This is a genomic window from Thalassospira sp., from assembly GCF_002709775.1.
In the GTDB taxonomy this organism is placed as follows: domain Bacteria; phylum Pseudomonadota; class Alphaproteobacteria; order Rhodospirillales; family Thalassospiraceae; genus Thalassospira.
The window spans coordinates 15,719-36,021 of the sequence record NZ_PAQR01000050.1 but is presented as its reverse complement, the minus strand read 5'-3'; the positions used below and the strand labels follow the sequence as shown (position 1 = coordinate 36,021).

Genomic DNA, 20,303 nt, shown 5'->3' with positions numbered 1-20,303 from the left:
ATCGGCGATCTGCAGCATCGAGTTGGCCTGGCCAACGTTGACGGTTGCGGTTTTGAGTGCCTGGGTGGTTGCATTCAAGCGTGCGCCAATTGCCATCGAAGCGGCATCGTCACGAGCAGAAACAACGCGGGTACCAGAAGAAAGTTTAGACAGCGAACGGGTCGCCATCTCATCAGAAGCAGACAGGTTGCGGTGAGCAACGTTGGCTGCATAGTTGGAAATGATATTAAGAGCCATAGTGGTTCTCCTACTTGGACAACGGAATGGTCAAGTGCCATTCAGGAACTGGCGACATTGCCAGTATTGTGCTTGAGGGGATCTTCTTGATAATTCGAGCACAAATTTATCATCAACCTAATGTATACCTACGTATGGTTTTGTTGTCTAGAAAAAAATGAACGAAAAATTAACTCAATAAAAACAATGAAATATCGTGTTTTTTTGTCCAGTTCCTATTTTCCTTTGGTAGGGGGTGCAAGAAAATTCCCGGAAGTCAGTTTTGTTTGGACCTTTTGAAAGATGCCGGCGTTGTCAAACTTTGGTTCGATCTGACGGCCTCTTGTGCAGAAAGGCCGCTCGCTCAGGTGTTGTTTTTTTTTAAGGTGAAAACACACTTATAGTGGTGGCGAGACCTAAGAAACAAAAAGAACGGCGACAATGAAGCATTGCCGCCGTTCTATGTTGTTTTGTAAGTCTTGTCGCTCGGGCGTTAGCCTTGAAGCAGACGCAGCAGGTTCTGCGGCATCTGGTTCGCCTGTGCCAACATGGCGACACCCGACTGAACCAGGATCTGCTTGGAAGTGAAATTGGTCATTTCAGACGCAACATCGAGGTCAAGCAGAGTGGAGCGTGCGGACTCGGTATTCTCCTGCGTGGACGCAAGGTTCTGCCCTGCAAAGTCCAAGCGGTTCTGATAAGTACCGATATTGGCTCTTGCACGCTGCAGATCGTCAATTGCTCGGGTTACGACTTCAACCGCACTCTGTGCATTTGCTGCCGTATCAATAGCGTTCGCTGTTAGGTCTGCAAGAGAGTCTTGCGTCCCGTTCGAGCCAGAGCCAAGCGTTTCTGAATCTACTGCTGTAAACTCAATTGCCAATCGGTCATTCGCCGTGTTGCCAGCACCAACCTGGAAATCCACGGTTTGCTGTAGCTGCTGGCCATTGTCAGCGGCCATGGTGACCGTGTTGTCAGTTGAGTCAATGCTTGCGGCGCCAAAGGCTGTGTCGCTACCAAAGTCTGTGCTGCCGTTGGTGCCTGCACCAACTTCGGTGACGGTGGCCGAGAAGTTGGTGTTGACGGTAAAGGACAGGCCAAGTTCATCGAAGTTCAGGGTCGCGTTTTCACCGGCACTGATTGCCGTGGTGCCGCCAGATGCATAATCTGAAACGTCAATCGACTGTGAGCGGTCAGCTGCGCCATCAATGGTGCTGGACACGGTCATGATGATCTGGCCACTGGCGAGCTCGTTGATTTCGACCGTAAAGTTGTTGTCCGTAACGGTGTTGCTGTTGGCGTCGGTCGCCCAGTAGTTGTTGTCGGTGATGGCAAAGCCATCGAAGCCGGTTGCTGGGACCAGCGCGGCGCCGCCAGCACCTGAGGCAAGGTCGCCGAATTCGAGTGCAACATCGCCACCATCGCCCAGCAACTGAATGCCGTTGAAGTTGGTCGAGGATGCAATACGGTCAATTTCGTTGCGCAGCTGAACGAATTCATCATTCAGGAAGCCGCGTTCAGTGTCGGACAAGTTGCCCGAGGAGGCCTGAACAGCCAGCGTTTTCATGCGCACCAGAATGTTATCGATGGTTGCCATGCCGCCATCGGCGATCTGGAGCATCGAGTTGGCCTGGTTAACGTTAACCGTTGCGGTTTTAAGGGATTCCGTCGTCGCGTTCAGACGTGCACCGATGGCCATGGATGCAGCATCATCACGTGCCGAAACAACGCGGGTACCAGACGAGAGTTTTGCAAGCGAGCGCGTCGCCATCGTGTCCGAAGCAGTCAGGTTTCGATGGGCGACGTTCGCTGCATAGTTGGAAATAATATTAAGAGCCATTTTATTCCTCCTACACGGATAAGAAAGAATGGCTCAGGCCATTCATTCCATCGGCGACATTGCCTTGTGAAACAGTAAAGCAATGCGCGTGCCAGTATGCTAGGCAAAAATTACAGGTCATGCTGCACAGAGTATTTTTCGTTCGGCAAAATGTGCTGCCAGGCGACCTGGCGTGCCGTATCGACAAGAATGGGAGCGCGAAGGTTAGTCGACATCGTGATGCCCTGACCGCCCGGCGCGCTTCGAATGGTGACAACCATCAGGATCGCCATGTCCGCGGCTTCAATCGCGAGGCTCTTCTGGGCTGTCATCAAATCTTTATCCGCATAAACGCCACTTTCCATATTATAAGGGGCGACGATAAAGGACAGGCTTGCATCGGTCAGGCTTTGATAAAGCTTGAACTGATCAAGCGAGGTGTTGGGAATATTTGCCAGTCCGAAGACATGGTGTTCAGGAAAGCCGAGAAGACCTACCGGCATATAAATACCTTTGTCCCAGCTAAACTCGATGTCGCCGAAGCGTGTTTCCACGACAACGGATTCAGGTGTTTTATTTTCGGCGACGTTTTCGGTTTCCATTCCCGCAATTCTCCGACGGTCGAAAGGTTCTGTCGTGCATACTACTTAAAGTGTTGCTCTGACAAAACAGTTAATCACGCAATACGATTTATATCACAATCAACGCAAATAGTTAGCCAAAGATAAATCTGCGGCACGCGAGATCGAAATAAAGCTGGCCTGTAAGGCCGTTTCGTACTGGGTCAGTTCCGCCAGTGTCAAAGGAACGTCGACAGTTTCGATATCACTGATCGCCTGAGCGGCGAAAACCTTGAAATCCTGATGACGCTCCTCGAAGCGTTCGACATTGGCAATATCAAGGCCAATCTGCCCCTGAACGTTGGGGAGGTCATTGATGGCGTTGTTGATAAAGCCAAGTGCCGTCGTAAGCGCGTCTTCATCCTCGGTGCTTGCGGCAATGCCAAGGCCCTGGATCAGTTGCTGAAATGCCGGGTTGTCGGCGAGAATGCCATACGACACATCGTATTGCTCATCGACGCGCAGTTCCATGATCTGATGATCACCATTGTAATAGTCGGCATCCGGGCGCGGGTTGCCTATTTTCTCCATGCCGAGTTTTCCAAGCAGATCGCCCGCACCGGTTTCGGTGATGGTGATTGACCCATTGCCGACATTTTCGATGTTTAGCAGCGGCGCGCCTTCGCCGCCAAGGCCGCGCAGTGACGCAATCGCCCGGTTGGTTGTAACACTGTTGATTGCATCCATGATGTCACCGATATCATCGGTGGCGGCATTGTAGTTGACTGTTGAAGTCGAACTGTTACCGTCGATATCCGTGCTAACAATCTGGATTTGACCAGACGTGACACCAAGAGCGGTCAGCGTGGTAGCCGTGGTGAGCGATTTATCAAGTGCACTCATATAGTTGTCGGGGGCGCCAATCTTCTCGATATCAACAGCCGGTTCTTCCGAACGCCCACCGGCAAACAGGTAGCGTCCGTCAAGGTTGGTGTTGAGCAAATTGGCAATCTGCTGCAGCGCCTGATCGGCTTCATCACGGATGTTGACGTCATCTGCCTGTTGTGCGGAGCTCGCCTGAATAAGCAGCGTCTTCATCTCGGTCGCAATGGTCAGCATGCTATCAACAGCTGTTTCCATGCTTTGCAGACGCAATTTGCCCTGCGTCGTGTTGCGCAGATATTGTTCCGTGCGGCTGTACTCGGTTTCAAGATTAAGCAAGCGCTGCGCGCTGTCAGCGATACCTGCATAGTTGCGCGATTTGTAGCCGCTCGATGCCTGGTTCTGAAGGTCGGTGACACGCGAAGCGTTCCGGAGCGCGAGATCCGAAAGCAATGTGTGGTTAGTATATGTTGCGACACGAGTTACCATGACAGCCTCACTTTACAAGCCCTGCAGTTTAAACTGCATTGAGCAATGCATCAAACATTTCATCAACGGTTGAGATTACCTGCGCGGTTGCGGTGTAGGCGCGCTGGAAAATAACCAGATCGGACATTTCTTCATCAAGGTTGACCCCCGCTTCGTTCTGAATGCGGGTGCTAAGGTCAATCACCAGATTGTCCTGGAAATCAAACGAGCTTTCGGCAACGCGTGCCTTGGTTGCAGCCGTTGCGACGATACCAGCGGCATAGTCTGTCAGCGAAGTCCGTTCGCCTGAAAGTCCGTCGGTCGCTTCAAAATCGATGTCGGTGCGTTCAAACGCGTTACTGATCGCGTTGGCAGCAGAGTTGTCACCCTCGTGAACGCCGAAATTGATGCCAAGGCCCAGAACCGTCGTGATGGCATCGGTATTGGGGAGACCATCATCCGAGAAATAGAACGGGTCGCCATCGGCATCGATCACATGTAGTTTGTAGCCACCAAGCTGACTGTCAAATTTGACTTCGGCCGTGATGTTGTTGTCGGTCAAAGTCGCACTGTTGTTGATCGCATCGGCGATATCTTGCAGCGAGGTGGTGCTGTCATAATCGATATCAACATCGGTGAAATCACCACTCACGGTCAGCGTATAGTTGGTCGGCGGAGGAACCAGCGGACCGAGGTTCGGGATCGCTGTATCCGGATTAACAACCGCGGTCGAGGTGTTGTAGGTGTCGGCATTCAACTGACCGCGAACAATGCGTGACGGGTCATTCTTGATTGATGCGGCAACATCCATGTTGCCCGACAAATTCGGCCGGTCTTCTGTGAAACCGATCTTCGTTGACATGGTGCCAGAATCAGTGATCGTCAGGTTGGCGTTATATTCGACCACCAGACGAAAGCGGTCGCCATCCTCGACAAGGAAGGCTGCTTCTTCCGATGCGGCAACAGTCATACCAGCACCTTGAAGAGCGGTGCGAATGCTGTCGCGCACGTCTTCAAGTGAATCCGTTGCCGCGTAGTTGACGGTGATACCTGCACCCGCAAGCACGCCAGTGCCCGCCGTGATCGTAAAGGAGCTTGCCGTAACGCCAAGGGCGTCGGTTGAACTGCTTTGCGGTGCCGACGTCATCGTATCTGACCGTTTGGTAGTCGCGATAAAGTCGTTCAGACCGAAATAGTGTGATGCGCCTTGCTTGCGACCATCACTCAGCGTGATCTCGCTATCCATTTCGTTGATGGCAACACGGTTGCCGTCCTGGCCTTCGATCACCAGACGGTTATCCACCAATGACGCAGTCAGATAGGAACTGGCATCCGACGCATTGATGGCATCAACGATGCCCTGAACTGTCGCAGGCGTCGTCGGCAGGCTGATATCAGCCCAGCTATCGGTCGCGACAAGGTTGCCATCGATATCAAGGGCAGCAACACGAAATGCGCCGGTTGCCGTCAACGGGTCGCTGCCTGCAACGGTACGTGTGCCTGAAAGGTTGGCCGGCGGCGGGAACGACGTGCCCTTGTTGTGTTCTTGGTTGATCGCATCACGCAGTTCACCCGCCAGCTCGTTGATCTGGTCATTGAGCGCAGGGATCTCGGAATCGCGCATTTCAAACAGGCCCTTCAGGGTCCCGGTGCGCAGCGTGTCGGTGATGTCTTCGCCATCAAGCGTAATGCCAGAACCACCCGTGCCCGGCTCGAAGCCAGCAGTCTGGGTGAAGGAAAGCGAGTTCGGCGAGCGATCAAGGAGCGTGTTTGAACCATTTGCCGAATACACAACGATCGATCCATCACTGCGGCTGAAGGTCGTGATATCGATGATCTTGGAAAGCTGGTTCAGCTTCTGATCGCGCTGATCCTGAAGCTCGGTCGTCGGCTGCTCGAGGTTTTTCAGGCGAATGATGCCGGTATTAAGTTCCGAGATCTGGGTCAGCAGCGTATTAGCTGTATTCACCTCATCAGTGATCTGGTCATCAATGTCATCACGCAAGTCCTGAAGCTGGCTTGAGAGCTTCTCGAACGATTCCATGACCTGAATGGCGCTTTCGATGGCTTCGATACGCGGGGAATTCTGGTCCGGTGTGACGCCAAGCTGTTCAAACGCGTCAGCCATATCATTGATGCGCTGGCTGATGGCGGCATCAGACTGGGTGGTGCCAAACAGGGTCTGAATACGCATGAAGAATTCATAGCGTGCTTCTTCGCGGCCAGCTTTACCCAGCTCGCCACGCATCTCACGTACCAGGCCTTCATTGACGTTGCGATAGATGTCGGCAACCTGCGAACCGGCGCCGATACCATCAAGCGTCAGGGTTTCCTGACCGGCGATCTTTTTGGAATAGCCTTCTGTGTTCACGTTCGAGATGTTCGAAGACGTGATCGCAATACGGGCTTGCGCCGTGTTAAGGCCGGAGATCGCTGTATTAAGTGCCTGAGTAAGTGACATGATGCTTGCCTTTACCCTTAAAGCGTTTCGTTAACGCTGTAGGAGCCACCGGATTTATTCATTGTGCGACCGTAACCGCCAAGCGACGCCTTGCTGGTCGTGGCAGAGCGGTTATAGGTGGTGCACTCTTCCTTGGACTTTTCATTGACCGCGCGCACGATCGCCTGAACCACACGTTCGTTGGTTTCCTTGGCGGACTGAAGCGTGATCATGTTGCGGCGTGCGGTTTCCTGGAATTCGGCCTGCAGTTCGCGCAGTTCTTCGCGTTCGTCCTCGGAGAGGGCGCGGAGTTCCTCGCCGCGGCTACGCAGTTTGACGACCAGTTGTTCATACTGCATCGACAGGGCAGATTTTTCCGACAGGAACTGCTCATATTCGCTCGATGACAGGCTGCGCAGCTCGTTGGACTCACGTTCCAACAGGGACATAAGGTCATAAGTGACGCTTTTAAGCTCGGTAACCAGCTCTTCGGTGGTCATTTTCATCCCTCCTGGACTTTGAGGATTTCGCGTGTAACGGCATCTGCAATTCCGATGCCACCGGCACGGGACATTTCTTTGGCGTATTCATCAACCAGCATGGAGCGCATCATCGTTTCGCCGTGCCCGCCGCCAAACATCTCGTTGGTTTCGATGCCAGTGAACATGTGGCTCAACATCTGGCCAAGGAACATGGATTCAAATTCCTCGCCGGCCTTGCGGGCCTCTGCTTCGGTTTTGATGTGCCCGTCGGTAAGGGAGTTCATCCGGGCGGCGATGTTGTTTTGCTTGCCGTACTGTGCGTTGGCCTGTGCCTGCGCCATCAGGGCGGTGGTGCCGTCGGTCATCATCACATCACCTCGATTTCAGCCTGAAGCGCGCCAGACGTCTTGATGGCCTGAAGGATGGTGATCATGTCGCGCGGACCAACGCCAAGGCTGTTAAGGCCATTGACCAGTTCCTGCAGGCTCACACCGCCATCCATGATGCCAAGCTGATTGTCTTCGCCTTCATCGACCTCGACATTGGTACGGTCGACAACTTCGGTCGTACCGGTCTGGGAGAAGGGCGAGGGTTGGGAAACCTGCGGGGTTTCGGTCACCCGGATCGTAAGATTGCCCTGGGCAATCGCGACACGGTTGATCCGGACATTTTCACCCATCACGATGGTGCCGGTGTTTTCGTCAATCACGACGCGGGCAATCTGATCGGGCTCTACACGCAGCTGTTCGATATCGGTCAGAAGGGCGACAATATTCTGGTTGTAGCGTTCCGGAACGTTCAGGCGCACCGTGCCCGGGTCGCTAGCGCGTGCGGCAACTTCGCCGAGATAGGCATTAATTGCTTCGGATACACGGCGTGCCGTGGTGAAGTCCGGGTTACGCAGCACAACTGACATGTCCTGCATGGAATTCAGGTTGAAGTCGATTTCGCGTTCAACAATGCCGCCATTGGCAATACGCGCAGAGGTCGGAACTCCCTTGACGATGGTTTCAGCATTCCCGCCAGCGGAAAATCCGCCAACCGCCAGGTTGCCCTGGGCGACGGCATAAACTTCACCGTCAGCACCGACCATCGGGGTCACAAGCAGCGTACCGCCCTGCAGGCTTTCGGCCGTGCCGATCGCGCTGATATTGACATCAATGCGCGAGCCCTGACGCGAAAACGGCGGCAGGGTCGCGGTTGCCATGACCGCTGCGATGTTATCAGACTCAAGGTCTTCGATCTGATCGCGGACGTTAATCCCCAGACGTTCAAGCATCGCCACCATGCTTTGACGGGTAAATTCTGCATCGCCCAGATCATCACCGGTGCCATTCAAGCCAACGACAAGGCCATAACCCACCAGCATGTTGTCACGTACGCCTTCGAAATCGGCAATATCCTTGATACGTGACTGTGCATGAGCAGGGCCAAGCTGTGTAAGGACAAACATCCCCACCGCGAGCGTTGCGAGCCAATTGCGTGCTATTTTGCCAAGACCTGTGATCATACTCTTAATTCCGCTTTTACGTGGGATGCAGCGCATCCGGCAAATGAGGCGATTGATCGGGTAAACCGCGTTTGCAAACCTGTTTGCGAAAAACGTGCCAACCGAGGCATTCTGCCGCAGCCAGGTGCGTCAGACAGGGATTCCGCCAAAAACGCCCGGTGAAACGTGCATTTGTCGCGGCCCGGCCTGCGCTTTGGCGACAACCCGGCATTTTTTTCCCGTTGCGCAGCTGGCGCGATTAGGGGAGACTCATATTTGCGCACGGTAGTGTTTGGGTATCGGCGGTAACCGATAGGCTACCCGGATACGCTTCCCGTGCACTGCATATGTTCATTGAACAGATCAACAACAACTAAGCGGACACGGATCATGAAGGTTAGCGCTTCCAAGGCTTCTGGTACGAGCACTTCATCGCGCAAGAAATCAACTGGCGCATCCGGTAGCAGCGGCTTTGCCGATGCCATGCGTTCGCTCGACTCATCCGGGAATGCATCGGGGGCTGCTGGTGTTCACAGTGCCGGTGCTGTAAGTGCCCTTGATGCGCTGCTGGCACTTCAGCAAAGTGGCGATGCGCTGGATTCGCCGAAAAAGGCTGCGATGTTGCGCGCCAAAAGCATGCTTGAGCAGCTTGAAGCTGTGCGGGATGGGTTGCTTAGCGGCCAATTGTCGGCAGCGCGCCTGCAGCAACTGGTCGGTTTGATGGATCAACAGCGCGAAACAATTGATGATCCGGAGCTTTCAGCCGTTCTGGACGAGATTGACCTGCGCGCCCGGGTGGAGCTTGCGAAACTGGAAGTTTCCGGCCTGATCTGACTGTTTAATTTACGGTATTTTCCACTTGAAAATCGCAGAAATCTGCGCCTTTGAGGGGTGATTGACATTTATTTGTTCAATCGGCTTGCACCGTTGGCGTGTGGCCTCTATATTGCCGCGCGATCGATGAGTCCTGTATAGAGGGCATACATGACTATCACTTTACCACCTGACTATCGTCCTGCTGAGGACGAAGAGTTCATGAACCCGCGTCAGCGGGAATATTTCCGCCAGAAACTTTTGACCTGGCGGGCAGAACTTCTGCATGAATCTTCAGAAACATTAGCGAACCTGCAAGATGGCGGGCTTCAGGAACCGGATCTCACCGACCGTGCGTCGGCTGAAACAGACCGGGCACTTGAACTTCGTACTCGTGACAGGGCGCGCAAGCTTATTTCAAAAATTGATGCTGCTTTGCGTCGAATTGAAGACGGATCTTATGGTTACTGCGAAGAAACCGACGAGCCGATCAGCTTGAAAAGACTTGAAGCTCGTCCGATTGCGACCCTGAGCATTGAAGCCCAGGAACGCCACGAACGGATGGAGCGCACGCGTCGCGACGATTGATCGCGCCGGGTGATAAAAAAATACGATGGATCCGGCTTTGCCGATCCCGGTCATGCAACGACATGACACGGTGGGAGATTACTGGTTAGGGATAACCAAAATCAAAAGCCCGGCCTTCTGGCCGGGCTTTTTCCTTTTGCGGGCTGTGCCGGATATGCCAAAGGCCACCCGAAGGTGACCTTTGACTTACTTTTCATGTGATCAACCGGAACCCGGAAAACGGGATTGAACCACATGTGTTTCTGCGTTTTAGAACGGCAGGATAATGTCGAGAACTTCACTGCCGTAGCGCGGCTGCTGAACATCGGAGATGGTTCCGCGACCACCATAGGAAATGCGTGCTTCGGCGATCTTGTCGTAATTCACTTCGTTGGCAGAGCTGATATCCGCAGCCCGGATCACGCCAGCAATCTGGACTTCGCGGATTTCACTGTTCACGCGAATTTCCTGGCGCCCGTGAATGACATAGTTGCCGTTGGGCAGAACCTGAATGACGATGGCGGCAACGCGTAGATCAATTGCTTCGTTACGATCAAGGGTCCCGGCACCACGGTTCGAGGTATTGCTGTCGAAATCAAGCATCGACGTCGGGTCAATGGTTTCCGGCAGCACTTTGGTCATTTCGGCCTCAAGCCCGAACAGGTTCGGCACCGCGAGGTCTTCGGAATTGGTCCGCGACCGCACAGTCGTATTGGCAAGGGCTGCACGGTCTTCCATTTCAACAACCACGGTCAGGATATCACCCACCTGATTGGCACGCTGATCCTTGAAGAAGGACCGCGCACCGGCCCGCCACAATGAGTTCGGGTTGCGCTCCGCAACCTGCGGGGCTGGCATCGGCAAGCTGACCGGGCGATAGGCTTCTGACTGGGTCGGGTTGTCAATCGATGACAATTTTGGCGGCTCGCCGACTTCGGAAAGTCGTTTCATTGCGTTACAGCCTGACAGCAGTGCGGTGGCACCGATCAGGGTACTGACAAGGGCGAAACGCCGCCATGAAATCTGTACATTTTTACCGGGCATGAATTCCTCCTGGGTTCCTGCATTTGTTAACGCAAGTACCGTGCCAATTATCAGAGGGGATAAGGGGAAAACCTTGCCGAGTGAAACCGTGCGAAGTCGTGCAGATTACTGCGACATGGCGGGTAGGGCGCGCACTTCATTTTCAGCAACGACTTCGACCTGAATGGTCTTGTTGCTCGACTGGTTGACGACCCGAATGACATCACCGAGCGATCCGTTTTCCATCGCTTTGCCGCGTGCGGTCAGAGCCATATTTGCTGTTACAAGGCGAATGATGACAAGCGCGCCACGCCGAACCAGAATAGGGTTGCTCAAATCCCGGAACATCAAGGGTTCATTGGGGTTGGACGGGCGTGTGACTTCCTTGCCGATCACGTCATTGATGTCGCGAATGGCACCGGCCGGAACGCGTTCGGACCGGAAATCGCGATATTCCACCTGATCGGCTCGAATGACAGAGCCGCGCGAAACCGGTTCGACCAGCACCGGAACACTGGTGAGCGGGTAATATTTGCCGCTGATGCGATATGTGCGTTGTTGGGCTGTCTGGGCGCCGGTGGTGACGCTGGCGACAAAGCGCTGCGTGCGTGAATTGATCTCAAGCGCAGTGATATCAACAAGGGCCTTTGCATCAACCGGAAGGTGGAGTTGGAAATTATCACTTGAAAGGTCGACAATGAACGGGCGTTGGATGCCATGGTCAACCAGCGCAACTTCAACTGAATCACGAATTTCATCAATCGTGATAACCTGACTTGCGCGGGTAATCAGGACCTGATCGGCAGTTGTGCGGGGGCGCCATTCAACATTATGGCGCTGCGCAATGCCATATAGCCAACGGTAATCCAGAATGGTCTGCTTGCCAGGCTGTGGCGCGTGGGCAACAGCGATGTCCTGTTGTTGTGGATCTATCCCGGAAAACAGATCGCCAAGGGTCACGTATTCGCCTTCGACCAGTGCATCGGGTTTGAGGAAGATAGAAGAAGCGTTCTGCTGATTGTTGCGCAGATTGCTGCCTTGCGACGATTGCGCGTATGCGCCCTCTGTCAGAAAGCTCAGAGACACAAGTGCGGGCAAAATCGCGAGAGCTAGGATTACGTTCTTTATCTTCATCCGCCTACTATACCACGGAACGGTATACATCGCGTAAATACAGTTTGCGCAAGTTCGCCAGTCAAATGACAGCGACTTGCGCAAACCAAAAGCTTCTTAAGCCAGAAATTAACGCAGGTTGCTGACTGCGCTCATCATCTCGTCGGTGGTCGAGATGGATTTCGAGTTCATCTCATAGGCACGCTGTGCCTTGATCAGGTTGGTGATTTCCTGAACCACGTTAACGTTCGATGATTCAAGATAACCCTGTTGCACGGTACCGAAACCAACATCACCCGGCGCGCCGACATTTGCCTGGCCCGATGCTTCTGTTTCAAGGAACAGGTTGTCACCAAGCGCATTCAGGCCCGGCGGGTTGATGAAGGTAGCAAGCTGGATCTGGCCAAGGTTCTGAAGCGCGACCTGACCATCGATCTCGGCAAAAACTTCACCGCTGGAGTTGATTGTCACCGAACGGGCATTGGCCGGAACCGTGATGCCAGGCTGAACCGCAAAGCCGTCCTTGGTTACCAAAGCGCCATTGGCATCAAGTTTCAGCGTACCATCACGGCTATAGGCGGTCTCGCCGCTCGGCAGGTCGATCTGAAGATAACCGCGCCCTTGAATTGCGATATCAAGTTCGTTCTCGGTCATGGTCAGCGAACCCTGACCCATATAGCGTCCGATTGCAGCGGTTTTGACACCAAGGCCAACCTGAACACCGGTCGGAACGATGGTTCCGGTATCAGATGACGGCGAGCCCGCGCGACGCAGATCCTGATAAAGCAGGTCCTGGAATTCTGCGCGCTGGCGCTTGTAGCCGGTGGTGGTCATGTTGGCGATGTTGTGCGAGGTCACATCCACGTTGGTGGACTGTGCCTGCATGCCCAGGGCGCCGATATCAAGTGACCGCATCTGTCTTCTCCTTCGATTGCGCAGGATCTGCGCTTGAATTCTTAACGGTTGGGTTCCGGCGGCCTATCAGGCGCGGACATCCCCGAGTTTGTTGATCATGTTACGCTGGCGCTCGTTCTCGCTTTCGAGAGTTCGGCTGACCGACTGATAAGTACGAAGAACGTCAATCATCTGCGTCATGGCGCTGATCGGATTGACGTTGGATTTTTCCAATGCCCCCTGAACGATTCCGGGGTTTTCGACGATCTGAACCGCGTCCTGATTATTGTCGCCCTCAGGAGCGCGATACAGGGTGTTGCCGGTAACGGTCATTTCCTGAACGTTGTCGACGGTCACGATCTGCAATTTGCCGATCTGACCGATATCGGTGGAAATGGTGCCATCACCCTTGATCTCGATCCGGCCATCGGCCTCGTTAAAGAACATCGGCTGACCGGCATCGCTCAAAACCGGATAGCCGTCATTGGTGATCAGCTGACCACCCGGATCGAGGGAAAAGTTACCTGAACGGGTATATTGCACACCGGTTGGCGTTTCGACGGCAAAGAACATGTCCGGCTGGCTAAGTGCCACATCAAGCGGACGGTCAGTATGTTCAATGGTACCAACGGTGGTGTTGCGATATTGCGAGATGTCCTGAACCAAAGAAATTTCGCGTTCACCACGGAACGGTGCATCCTTGTTCTTTGCGATCCAGTCAGTGAACATCATGCGCTGCTCTTTGTAACCGGTCGTGTTCATGTTTGCCATGTTCTGCGACAGGTTGTTCATCATGCTGCGCAGCGTCTTCTGACGGGACAGTGCAATATATGAAACGTTTTCCATGGTCGAGTTTCCCTTTCAGGACCGAAATCTTGTCCATCAGGAATGCGAGCCGCGTGCCAATTTGATTAAGTTATTGATTTAAAGATATAAATGTTGAATTCGGCATTTGTTGCCGGGCGTGATTTGGATGCGATTTGGCAGAAAGTGCCGAAGCCGCCGTGTGGTGCTGGCAAAGGTTTGCCGGGTTTGCTGTAAAACGCGCGATGATAGGGTGCTCTTCTGTCGTCATGACCGGTCTCCGGAAGCCCGCCTCTTCGGGTTCCTGTGGTGCACGGACGTTATCCGGCAATTTCTTCCGACGGGTATGGGCTGGCTATTGTTTTGGCGCTCGGGGCTGAACATATGGCGGGGAAAGGCAAAATTTCCGGGGTTGGCAAATCGCCAGTGGACGGAAACGCAACAGATTTTTAACGTGATAGCGTTATGGCTTTTAATCCGGCACAGTGTTTGCTGGATACAGAAGACAGAACTTCACAGGCAGGAATTCGCGAAGCGATGGGTGACGACGTCGACGAAATAGAAATGGACGATGGTGGTGGCGGTGGCCGCAGCAAGAAGATGCTGGTCGTGGTCATTCTGCTTGTGCTGCTGTTGCTTGGCGGTGCTGCGGCGGCGTATTTCACGGGCCTGTTGCAGCCAGTGATCGACATGCTGACCGGTGGCGGCGGCGAGCAGACCGAGGAAGTCATTACCGAAGACTCAATCGAAGAAGCCCCCGGCGTTCCGGAAAATGTTGGCTTCGTCGATCTGCCGGAAATTCTTGTCAATTTGAATACCAGTGGCGGAAAACAGAGTTACCTCAAGATCCGCGTCAGTCTGGAAGTTTCCGATCAGGGGATGCTGCCGCAGGTCGAACAGATGATGCCGCGCATTGTTGACAACTTTCAGGTTTACCTTCGCGAGCTGCGTCCAGAGGATCTATCCGGGTCCGAAGGCATGTTCAGGCTGCGCGAAGAGCTGTTGATCCGGGTAAGTGCTGCTGCCAAACCCGCGAAAATTAACGACGTTTTGTTCAAGGAAATGCTGGTACAATAATCTTGTAGCGGCCCGAATGCCAAATTCAGGAAGCAATCGCTGATGGCTGATGAAGAAGATGATGATGCTCTCGCCGCTGAATGGGAAGCCATGGCAGGCGGCGATGACGAGGGTGGAGACGACGGCGGCGAGGACATGGCCGCCGAATGGGAATCCATGCTCGGCGATGATGATGGCGACGATGGTGACGGCGGCGATGATATGGCCGAAGCCATGGGCGGTGGCACATCTGCGCGCGTTCTGAACCAGGACGAAATTGACAGTCTTCTCGGCTTTGATGACGGCTCGGGTGCGGGTGACCAGTCAGGCATTCAGGCGATCATCAACTCGTCGATGGTGGCCTATGAACGACTTCCGATGCTGGAAGTCGTGTTTGACCGCCTTGTGCGTATGATGTCGACTTCGCTTCGTAACTTTACCTCGGACAACGTTGAAGTCTCGCTCGATAACATTCTGTCCTTGCGTTTCGGTGACTATCTGAACTCGATCCCGCTGCCGGCCATGCTTGGCGTGTTCAAGGCGGAGGAATGGGATAACTACGGGCTGCTGACGGTTGACTCGGCACTGATCTATTCGATCGTGGACGTTCTTTTGGGTGGTCGTCGCGGTACGGCTGCGATGCGTATTGAAGGCCGTCCCTACACCACGATTGAACGTAACCTTGTCGAACGTATGATCCATGTGGTTCTGGGTGATTTGTCAGCGGCATTTGATCCGCTGAGCCCGGTGACCTTCCGGTTCGAGCGCCTTGAAACCAACCCGCGTTTTGCGACCATTGCCCGTCATGCCAACGCTGCCATCGTGGCAAAGCTTCGTATCGACATGGAAGACCGCGGTGGCCGGCTTGAGCTTCTGATCCCATATGCGACGCTGGAGCCGGTTCGTGAACTTCTGCTTCAGATGTTCATGGGTGAGAAGTTCGGTCGTGACTCCATTTGGGAAAACCACCTCGCAAACGAGCTTTGGCAGACCCATGTTAATCTATTGGCCGTCCTTGACGAGCAGATCATGGCGCTGGGCGATGTGATCAACCTTGAAGTTGGTAACCGACTGGTTCTTAATACCAGTCCGACCTCGCCGGTCGAGGTGCGATGCGGGGATGTTCCCCTGTTCAAGGGGTTGATGGGGCGCAAGGGTGACAGGATTGCCATTCAGGTTCGTGATCGTGCGCGCTTAAACGAGGAAGACAAGTGATGGACTTCGCGTTCTATCTGGATCTCGTAATGATCGTTCTGCTGGTGGCGACGATCGTGTACGCGATTATTCTGAACCGCAAGCTTGCGGCCTTTCGGCGCAGCCGCGAAGACATGCAGAACTTCCTGACGGCGTTCAATGCAGCCAATGAGCGCGCGGAAACGTCGATCACCGCACTTAAGGAAATGGCGGAGCATTCCGGTGAAAAGCTGCGCGAAGACATCGAAAAGGCAGAAGCGCTGAATGAAGATCTGAGCTTCATGGTTGATCGCGGTGAAAGCATCGCCAACCGCCTTGAAAAGGCTGCGCGCGACGTTAATTCCGGCCGCCGGACTTCTGGTGCTGCTGGCGAGGGCGTTCAATCCGGGGCTGCTGATGCGCCGAAATCCGGTGGTTCTGCCAATGCCGGTCTGGGTCGCATGATGGGGGCCAAGGACCGCAACGATGTGATTGATGATCGTGACCGTGTCGGGGTTGAAACCCGCGCTGAAGAACTTGCCGCACGTATGGTGGGCGAGATTGAGCGTGGATCAAACGGCCCGGCCGATGATGGTTATGACCGTGAAGAGCCAGCACGTTCTGGTGGATCATATGGCGGGAGCCGGGCTGACGTGTCTGATCCCTATGATCAGGATGAAGATGCCGGTCGCTCGGAAGCGGAACGTGAATTGCTGGCCGCGCTGCGTTCGGTTCGATAAGAAGTCGCAAACAACGCGTTTTGCGGGGGTTGCGGTCTTGAGATTATGAGTTTTCTTTTTATCTAAAGGGCAGGACCCCGTTCTGTCGGAATGTGGAAAGAATTCAAGTGAGAAGGAGCATGGGCACTTTGTGCCTACATGCTTGGGTGTGTGAATGTCAGGTGTGCGTATTCTGCCGTTGGTCGTACTGGTCGGCGTGATGGTGCTGTCGATGCGGGTGGTCAACCTGTTTTCGTCTGACTCTGCGACCACTGAGTCTGCGGAGAAAACAGGTGTGAGCATGGTGCAGATGGCCCAGGCGCAGGCGCCAGCACCCGATCCCGCGGCCGAACAGGCAGCCACCCCGGAAAACGGCGATCCCGGCCTTGATAGCCCCGAAGGGCTTACCATGGAAGGGGAGCCGATTGACGGTGTTACCGGGGATGCTAATGTGCCGCCGATGCTGGGCGGGGATCCGACCCTGTTTACCCAGGAAGAAATTGACCTTTTGCAGAACCTGTCGGTGCGTCGTGGCGAGCTTGATCGCAAGGAACAGCGCCTTGACGAACGCGAAAGCCTGATTGCTGCTGCCGAAGCCCGCATCGATGCCAAGATCGAGGAGATGAAATCCCTGAAATCGGCCATCGAAGGTCTGGGCGAAACCAAGGAAGCGCAGGAAGACGATCGCATCAAGAAGCTGATCAGCGTTTACGAAAAAATGAAGCCGAAAGATGCTGCGCGCATCTGGAACGATCTCGATATGGATATCCTGCTTCAGGTCGCTCTTGGTATGCGCGAGGCCAATACGGCCGCCGTTCTGTCGGAAATGACGCCGGATCGGGCACGCGCGCTGACGTCTGAGCTGGCCTACAAACAGGATATCAACATGCTGCCGCTGCAATAGCGGCACTGTTGCAAAAGATTGACCGCACGGCCCGAATGGGAAAGAGTGGCCTGTGGGGAGAAATTTTGAGAGAAGACAACGTGGTGGCGAATTTAATCGTGGGTTAAACATCTTGATTAACCAATATTAAATATGTACATCACGATTATTAGGGGCCTTGTCACTATGCGGAAGTATGGTAGGCAGGCGTGGGAGATCAGATAGCTGATGGAGTTGTGAATGGCCGTCGATCCGAATATGCCGATCCTGATTGTGGATGATTACAAAACCATGTTGCGTATCATCCGTAACCTTCTGCGGCAGCTCAACTTTACGAATATCGAAGAAGCGACCGATGGTAGCATGGCGCTTCGCAAACTGCGTGAGGCACCGTTCAGCCTCGTGATTTCTGACTGGAACATGGAACCGATGACCGGTCTCCAGCTTCTGAAAGAAGTCCGCGCAGACGCAAAATTGAAGGACATGCCCTTCATTATGATCACCGCTGAAGCCAAGACCGAAAACGTTGTCATGGCGAAAAAGGCAGGCGTTTCCAACTACATCGTGAAGCCGTTCAACGCAGAGACGTTGAAAGGCAAGATGAAGACTGTCATTGGTGATTTCTGATCAGGAGCGCGGGGCACACGTCCCGCGATACCGCTATGTCTAAATCGTCCAAAGACGAACTTCGTCAATTGTTGAACGACCTTCGGGCGCGCCTTGATGGCGACGACCTGAAGGTTGAACAATTATCTGAGCTGATGGATCAGCTGTCGCGCTTCATGGGTGACAAGCCGTCCGACGATCAGCAACGCCTGTTTGGCGAACTTGATGAACTTTCCGGCATCATCCGCAAGATGAAATCGGAAATCGCATCCCTTCGCCCGGACGATATCAAGGCCGAATACATCCCCAACGCAACCGACGAGCTCGATGCGATTGTTGATGCGACAGCCGGGGCAACCCACGAAATCCTTGACGCCATGGACGCGCTTGAGGAATTCGCAACCACCTTGCCACCCGAGCAGGCTGAAATCGTAACCGGTGCCACCATGCGCGTTTACGAAGCCTGTAACTTCCAGGATATCACCGGCCAGCGCACCACCAAGGTGATCAAGGCCCTGAAATCCATCGAAGAACGTGTCGAAGGGCTTGTGACCGCGTTTGGCGACGAGATTGCCAAATATGCTGCTGCCAACCCGCGGCAGAAAAAGGAAGCCGAAGGCGAAGAAGCTTTGCTGAACGGCCCGCAGCTTGAAGGAAAAGGCGTAACGCAGGCCGACATCGACGCGATGTTTAACTAAGTGGCGTTATCATGGCGGAGATAGAGGACGACGGACCGACACCACCATCCCCCCCTGCGAACGGGGCGGTGGCGTTGTTTCTGGCGCTCTATCTTCTGCTGCTTGCCTTCTTCATTCTTCTCAATACCATTTCGACCTTTGAAGAGGTCAAAACCCGCGAAGTGCAGGAAAGCCTTTCCTCGGCCTTTGCAGCCATTCTTCCGCCGACAACCAGTCTGCAAACGGTGACCTCAATCGAGGGGCCGACGGTTTCCGCACAGGAAACCCAGGACAAGCTCGGGCATCTTTTCGAAACCGCCATCAAGGTGGTCCGGGTCGAAGTTATTCAGCCGGGCAAGCTGATGGAAGTTATCATGCATGTCGATCAGCTGTTTGATAACAACTCCATCCTGATCCGCGAAAGACAGGCCGATTTCATGCGGCAGCTGGCCGAAGTGCTGGCCGACGAGGAAGGCTATGCGTCGTACGAGATGGAAATGGTCATGGGCAGCCAGATCGAAGACAAGGGCACGATCCAGATCGAAAACAATCTGCAGATCGCCCAGGCTGGATCGTTCGCCCGCGAACTGATTGATGTTGGCGCGCCCGAAGATCATTTCTTTGTTGGTGTTGACCCGGGGGCTGACCCGTTCATCGTGACATTCCGCTTCTTCTGGAACTTTGGCCCGAAAGAGCCGCCAGAGCCGATTGAACGCGGCGCAACCGAAACGCCATCACCCATCCCTGCGTCGACCCCGTCCAATGGTGGCGGTAACGGTCAGGCGGGGGCCGTCGCACCCCAGCAATTCATGATCCCGCCGGCAAATGGTGGCGCACAGCCGTCCATTTCCCAGCCGATCCCGCTTGGACCCCAAGCATCGGGAGGTGGCGGATGAGCGACGACGCACCACGCAAGGAAGAACATAAGGGGCCACCGCCCTGGATGCTCAGTCTGGCAGATCTGATTTCGCTGCTGCTGACATTCTTTGTGATGCTGTTTGCCATGTCCAAGGTCAAGATCGATCGCTGGGACGAGGTGGTTGACGCTTTGTCGCAATCAATCAAGCCATCGCCGGTCGAAGATACCGACGAGCCGATGGCGAACATGAATATCCCGCGCGTCTATCGCAAACCGGCGATGAACCTTGATTACCTGAGTGCGGTGATCGACGACGCGATTGATGATAACCCGGTTCTGGGCGATGCGCGCATGTCGCGCGAAGCCGACAAGCTGGTGATTTCGCTTCCGGGCGATATTTTGTTCGTTGCGGGCAGTTCGGACATGACGCCCAAGGCGCAGCAGGCCCTGTTTGTGCTGGGCGGTGTGTTGCGAAATATCGGTAACCGTATTGGTGTGCAGGGCCATACGGATCCGCGACCGCTCAGTGGTCGCGGGCAATATGCATCGAACTGGGAACTTTCGCTGGCCCGTGCCGGGGCTGTTGCCAACGAGTTAAAGCAATCCGGTTACACAGATTACATAAATATTTACGGATTTGCGGCATCAAGGTACGACCAGCTTCCTCAATTGTTGGATGAGGAGGCGCGATTTGCGATGGCGCGTCGGGTCGACATTGTAATCGAGCCTCATGGGGGAAGCGGGATCGGAGGCACGTAAG

The 20,303-nt window shown here is 54.3% G+C and carries 23 protein-coding genes; 10 read left to right on the top strand and 13 right to left on the bottom strand.

The features are described 5' to 3' along the window. From CMO10_RS16050 to CMO10_RS16015, 8 genes are all read right to left on the bottom strand, one after another. On the bottom strand, positions 1–237 hold a 237-nt coding region (locus CMO10_RS16050; RefSeq protein ID WP_472910364.1), incomplete at its 3' end, for a flagellin N-terminal helical domain-containing protein. A gap of 472 nt (positions 238–709) precedes the next feature. After that, positions 710–2,056 (bottom strand): flagellin N-terminal helical domain-containing protein, encoded by a 1,347-nt coding sequence (locus CMO10_RS16045; RefSeq protein WP_297024165.1) that lies wholly within the window; start codon positions 2,054–2,056, stop codon positions 710–712. A 110-nt stretch (positions 2,057–2,166) separates the two neighbouring features. Beyond that, positions 2,167–2,637 (bottom strand): flagellar assembly protein FliW, encoded by a 471-nt coding sequence (gene fliW / locus CMO10_RS16040; RefSeq protein WP_297024163.1) that lies wholly within the window; start codon positions 2,635–2,637, stop codon positions 2,167–2,169. Between the two features lie 99 nt (positions 2,638–2,736). Next, positions 2,737–3,966 carry a flagellin N-terminal helical domain-containing protein gene (locus CMO10_RS16035; RefSeq protein WP_297024161.1) on the bottom strand — a complete coding sequence of 410 codons (1,230 nt, stop codon included), beginning with the start codon at positions 3,964–3,966 and terminating at the stop codon, positions 2,737–2,739. 28 nt (positions 3,967–3,994) lie between these two features. Beyond that, entirely contained in the window at positions 3,995–6,406 is a 2,412-nt protein-coding gene (gene flgK, locus CMO10_RS16030) for a flagellar hook-associated protein FlgK (RefSeq protein WP_297024159.1), read from the bottom strand. A gap of 17 nt (positions 6,407–6,423) precedes the next feature. Then, positions 6,424–6,885, bottom strand: a complete 462-nt coding sequence (locus tag CMO10_RS16025) for a hypothetical protein (RefSeq protein ID WP_297024157.1) — start codon at positions 6,883–6,885, stop codon at positions 6,424–6,426. Between the two features lie 2 nt (positions 6,886–6,887). Beyond that, positions 6,888–7,232 (bottom strand): rod-binding protein, encoded by a 345-nt coding sequence (locus tag CMO10_RS16020; protein ID WP_297024155.1) that lies wholly within the window; start codon positions 7,230–7,232, stop codon positions 6,888–6,890. Between the two features lie 2 nt (positions 7,233–7,234). Further along, positions 7,235–8,377: a flagellar basal body P-ring protein FlgI gene (locus CMO10_RS16015; protein WP_297024152.1), complete on the bottom strand. Its 1,143-nt coding sequence runs from the start codon at positions 8,375–8,377 to the stop codon at positions 7,235–7,237. A gap of 369 nt (positions 8,378–8,746) precedes the next feature. Between CMO10_RS16015 and CMO10_RS16010 the strand changes: the two genes are divergently transcribed. Together CMO10_RS16010 and dksA are read left to right on the top strand one after the other, a co-directional pair. Continuing rightward, positions 8,747–9,190 carry a flagellar assembly protein FliX gene (locus CMO10_RS16010; RefSeq protein ID WP_297024150.1) on the top strand — a complete coding sequence of 148 codons (444 nt, stop codon included), beginning with the start codon at positions 8,747–8,749 and terminating at the stop codon, positions 9,188–9,190. A gap of 150 nt (positions 9,191–9,340) precedes the next feature. After that, a complete protein-coding gene (gene dksA, locus CMO10_RS16005; protein ID WP_008890403.1) occupies positions 9,341–9,757 on the top strand; it encodes an RNA polymerase-binding protein DksA in 417 nt (138 codons plus the stop codon). Between the two features lie 249 nt (positions 9,758–10,006). Here the strand turns inward: dksA and flgH are convergent, their stop codons facing one another. From flgH to CMO10_RS15980, 5 genes are all read right to left on the bottom strand, one after another. After that, on the bottom strand, positions 10,007–10,780 hold the full coding sequence (gene flgH, locus CMO10_RS16000) for a flagellar basal body L-ring protein FlgH (RefSeq protein ID WP_044829541.1): 774 nt from the start codon (positions 10,778–10,780) through the stop codon (positions 10,007–10,009). A gap of 105 nt (positions 10,781–10,885) precedes the next feature. Beyond that, positions 10,886–11,893 carry a flagellar basal body P-ring formation chaperone FlgA gene (gene flgA / locus CMO10_RS15995; RefSeq protein WP_297024148.1) on the bottom strand — a complete coding sequence of 336 codons (1,008 nt, stop codon included), beginning with the start codon at positions 11,891–11,893 and terminating at the stop codon, positions 10,886–10,888. A gap of 108 nt (positions 11,894–12,001) precedes the next feature. Further along, positions 12,002–12,787 carry a flagellar basal-body rod protein FlgG gene (flgG, locus tag CMO10_RS15990; RefSeq protein ID WP_044829540.1) on the bottom strand — a complete coding sequence of 262 codons (786 nt, stop codon included), beginning with the start codon at positions 12,785–12,787 and terminating at the stop codon, positions 12,002–12,004. A gap of 66 nt (positions 12,788–12,853) precedes the next feature. Beyond that, positions 12,854–13,612: a flagellar basal-body rod protein FlgF gene (gene flgF / locus CMO10_RS15985; protein ID WP_297024147.1), complete on the bottom strand. Its 759-nt coding sequence runs from the start codon at positions 13,610–13,612 to the stop codon at positions 12,854–12,856. A gap of 70 nt (positions 13,613–13,682) precedes the next feature. After that, positions 13,683–13,841: a hypothetical protein gene (locus tag CMO10_RS15980; RefSeq protein ID WP_297024145.1), complete on the bottom strand. Its 159-nt coding sequence runs from the start codon at positions 13,839–13,841 to the stop codon at positions 13,683–13,685. Between the two features lie 266 nt (positions 13,842–14,107). Here CMO10_RS15980 and CMO10_RS15975 point away from each other — a divergent pair, with 266 nt between their 5' ends. The 8 genes from CMO10_RS15975 (at position 14,108) to CMO10_RS15940 (ending at position 20,302) form a co-directional block, all read left to right on the top strand. Further along, the gene (locus tag CMO10_RS15975) at positions 14,108–14,647 is read left to right on the top strand and encodes a flagellar basal body-associated FliL family protein (RefSeq protein WP_052657665.1); all 540 of its coding nucleotides are present in this window, start codon (positions 14,108–14,110) and stop codon (positions 14,645–14,647) included. Between the two features lie 42 nt (positions 14,648–14,689). Then, entirely contained in the window at positions 14,690–15,841 is a 1,152-nt protein-coding gene (fliM, locus tag CMO10_RS15970; protein ID WP_044829538.1) for a flagellar motor switch protein FliM, read from the top strand. Beyond that, a complete protein-coding gene (locus CMO10_RS15965) occupies positions 15,841–16,539 on the top strand; it encodes a DUF6468 domain-containing protein (RefSeq protein WP_297024142.1) in 699 nt (232 codons plus the stop codon). Before fliM ends, CMO10_RS15965 begins: the two co-directional genes overlap by 1 nt. A gap of 154 nt (positions 16,540–16,693) precedes the next feature. Beyond that, complete coding sequence (locus tag CMO10_RS15960; RefSeq protein WP_297024140.1) at positions 16,694–17,422, top strand: MotE family protein; 729 nt, start codon at positions 16,694–16,696, stop codon at positions 17,420–17,422. 219 nt (positions 17,423–17,641) lie between these two features. Then, positions 17,642–18,028 (top strand): response regulator, encoded by a 387-nt coding sequence (locus tag CMO10_RS15955; protein WP_008890394.1) that lies wholly within the window; start codon positions 17,642–17,644, stop codon positions 18,026–18,028. A gap of 35 nt (positions 18,029–18,063) precedes the next feature. After that, complete coding sequence (locus CMO10_RS15950) at positions 18,064–18,705, top strand: protein phosphatase CheZ (protein ID WP_297024138.1); 642 nt, start codon at positions 18,064–18,066, stop codon at positions 18,703–18,705. Between the two features lie 11 nt (positions 18,706–18,716). Continuing rightward, positions 18,717–19,580 carry a flagellar motor protein MotB gene (locus CMO10_RS15945; RefSeq protein WP_297024136.1) on the top strand — a complete coding sequence of 288 codons (864 nt, stop codon included), beginning with the start codon at positions 18,717–18,719 and terminating at the stop codon, positions 19,578–19,580. After that, the gene (locus CMO10_RS15940) at positions 19,577–20,302 is read left to right on the top strand and encodes an OmpA/MotB family protein (protein ID WP_297024133.1); all 726 of its coding nucleotides are present in this window, start codon (positions 19,577–19,579) and stop codon (positions 20,300–20,302) included. Before CMO10_RS15945 ends, CMO10_RS15940 begins: the two co-directional genes overlap by 4 nt. The last annotated feature ends 1 nt before the right edge of the window (position 20,303 follow it).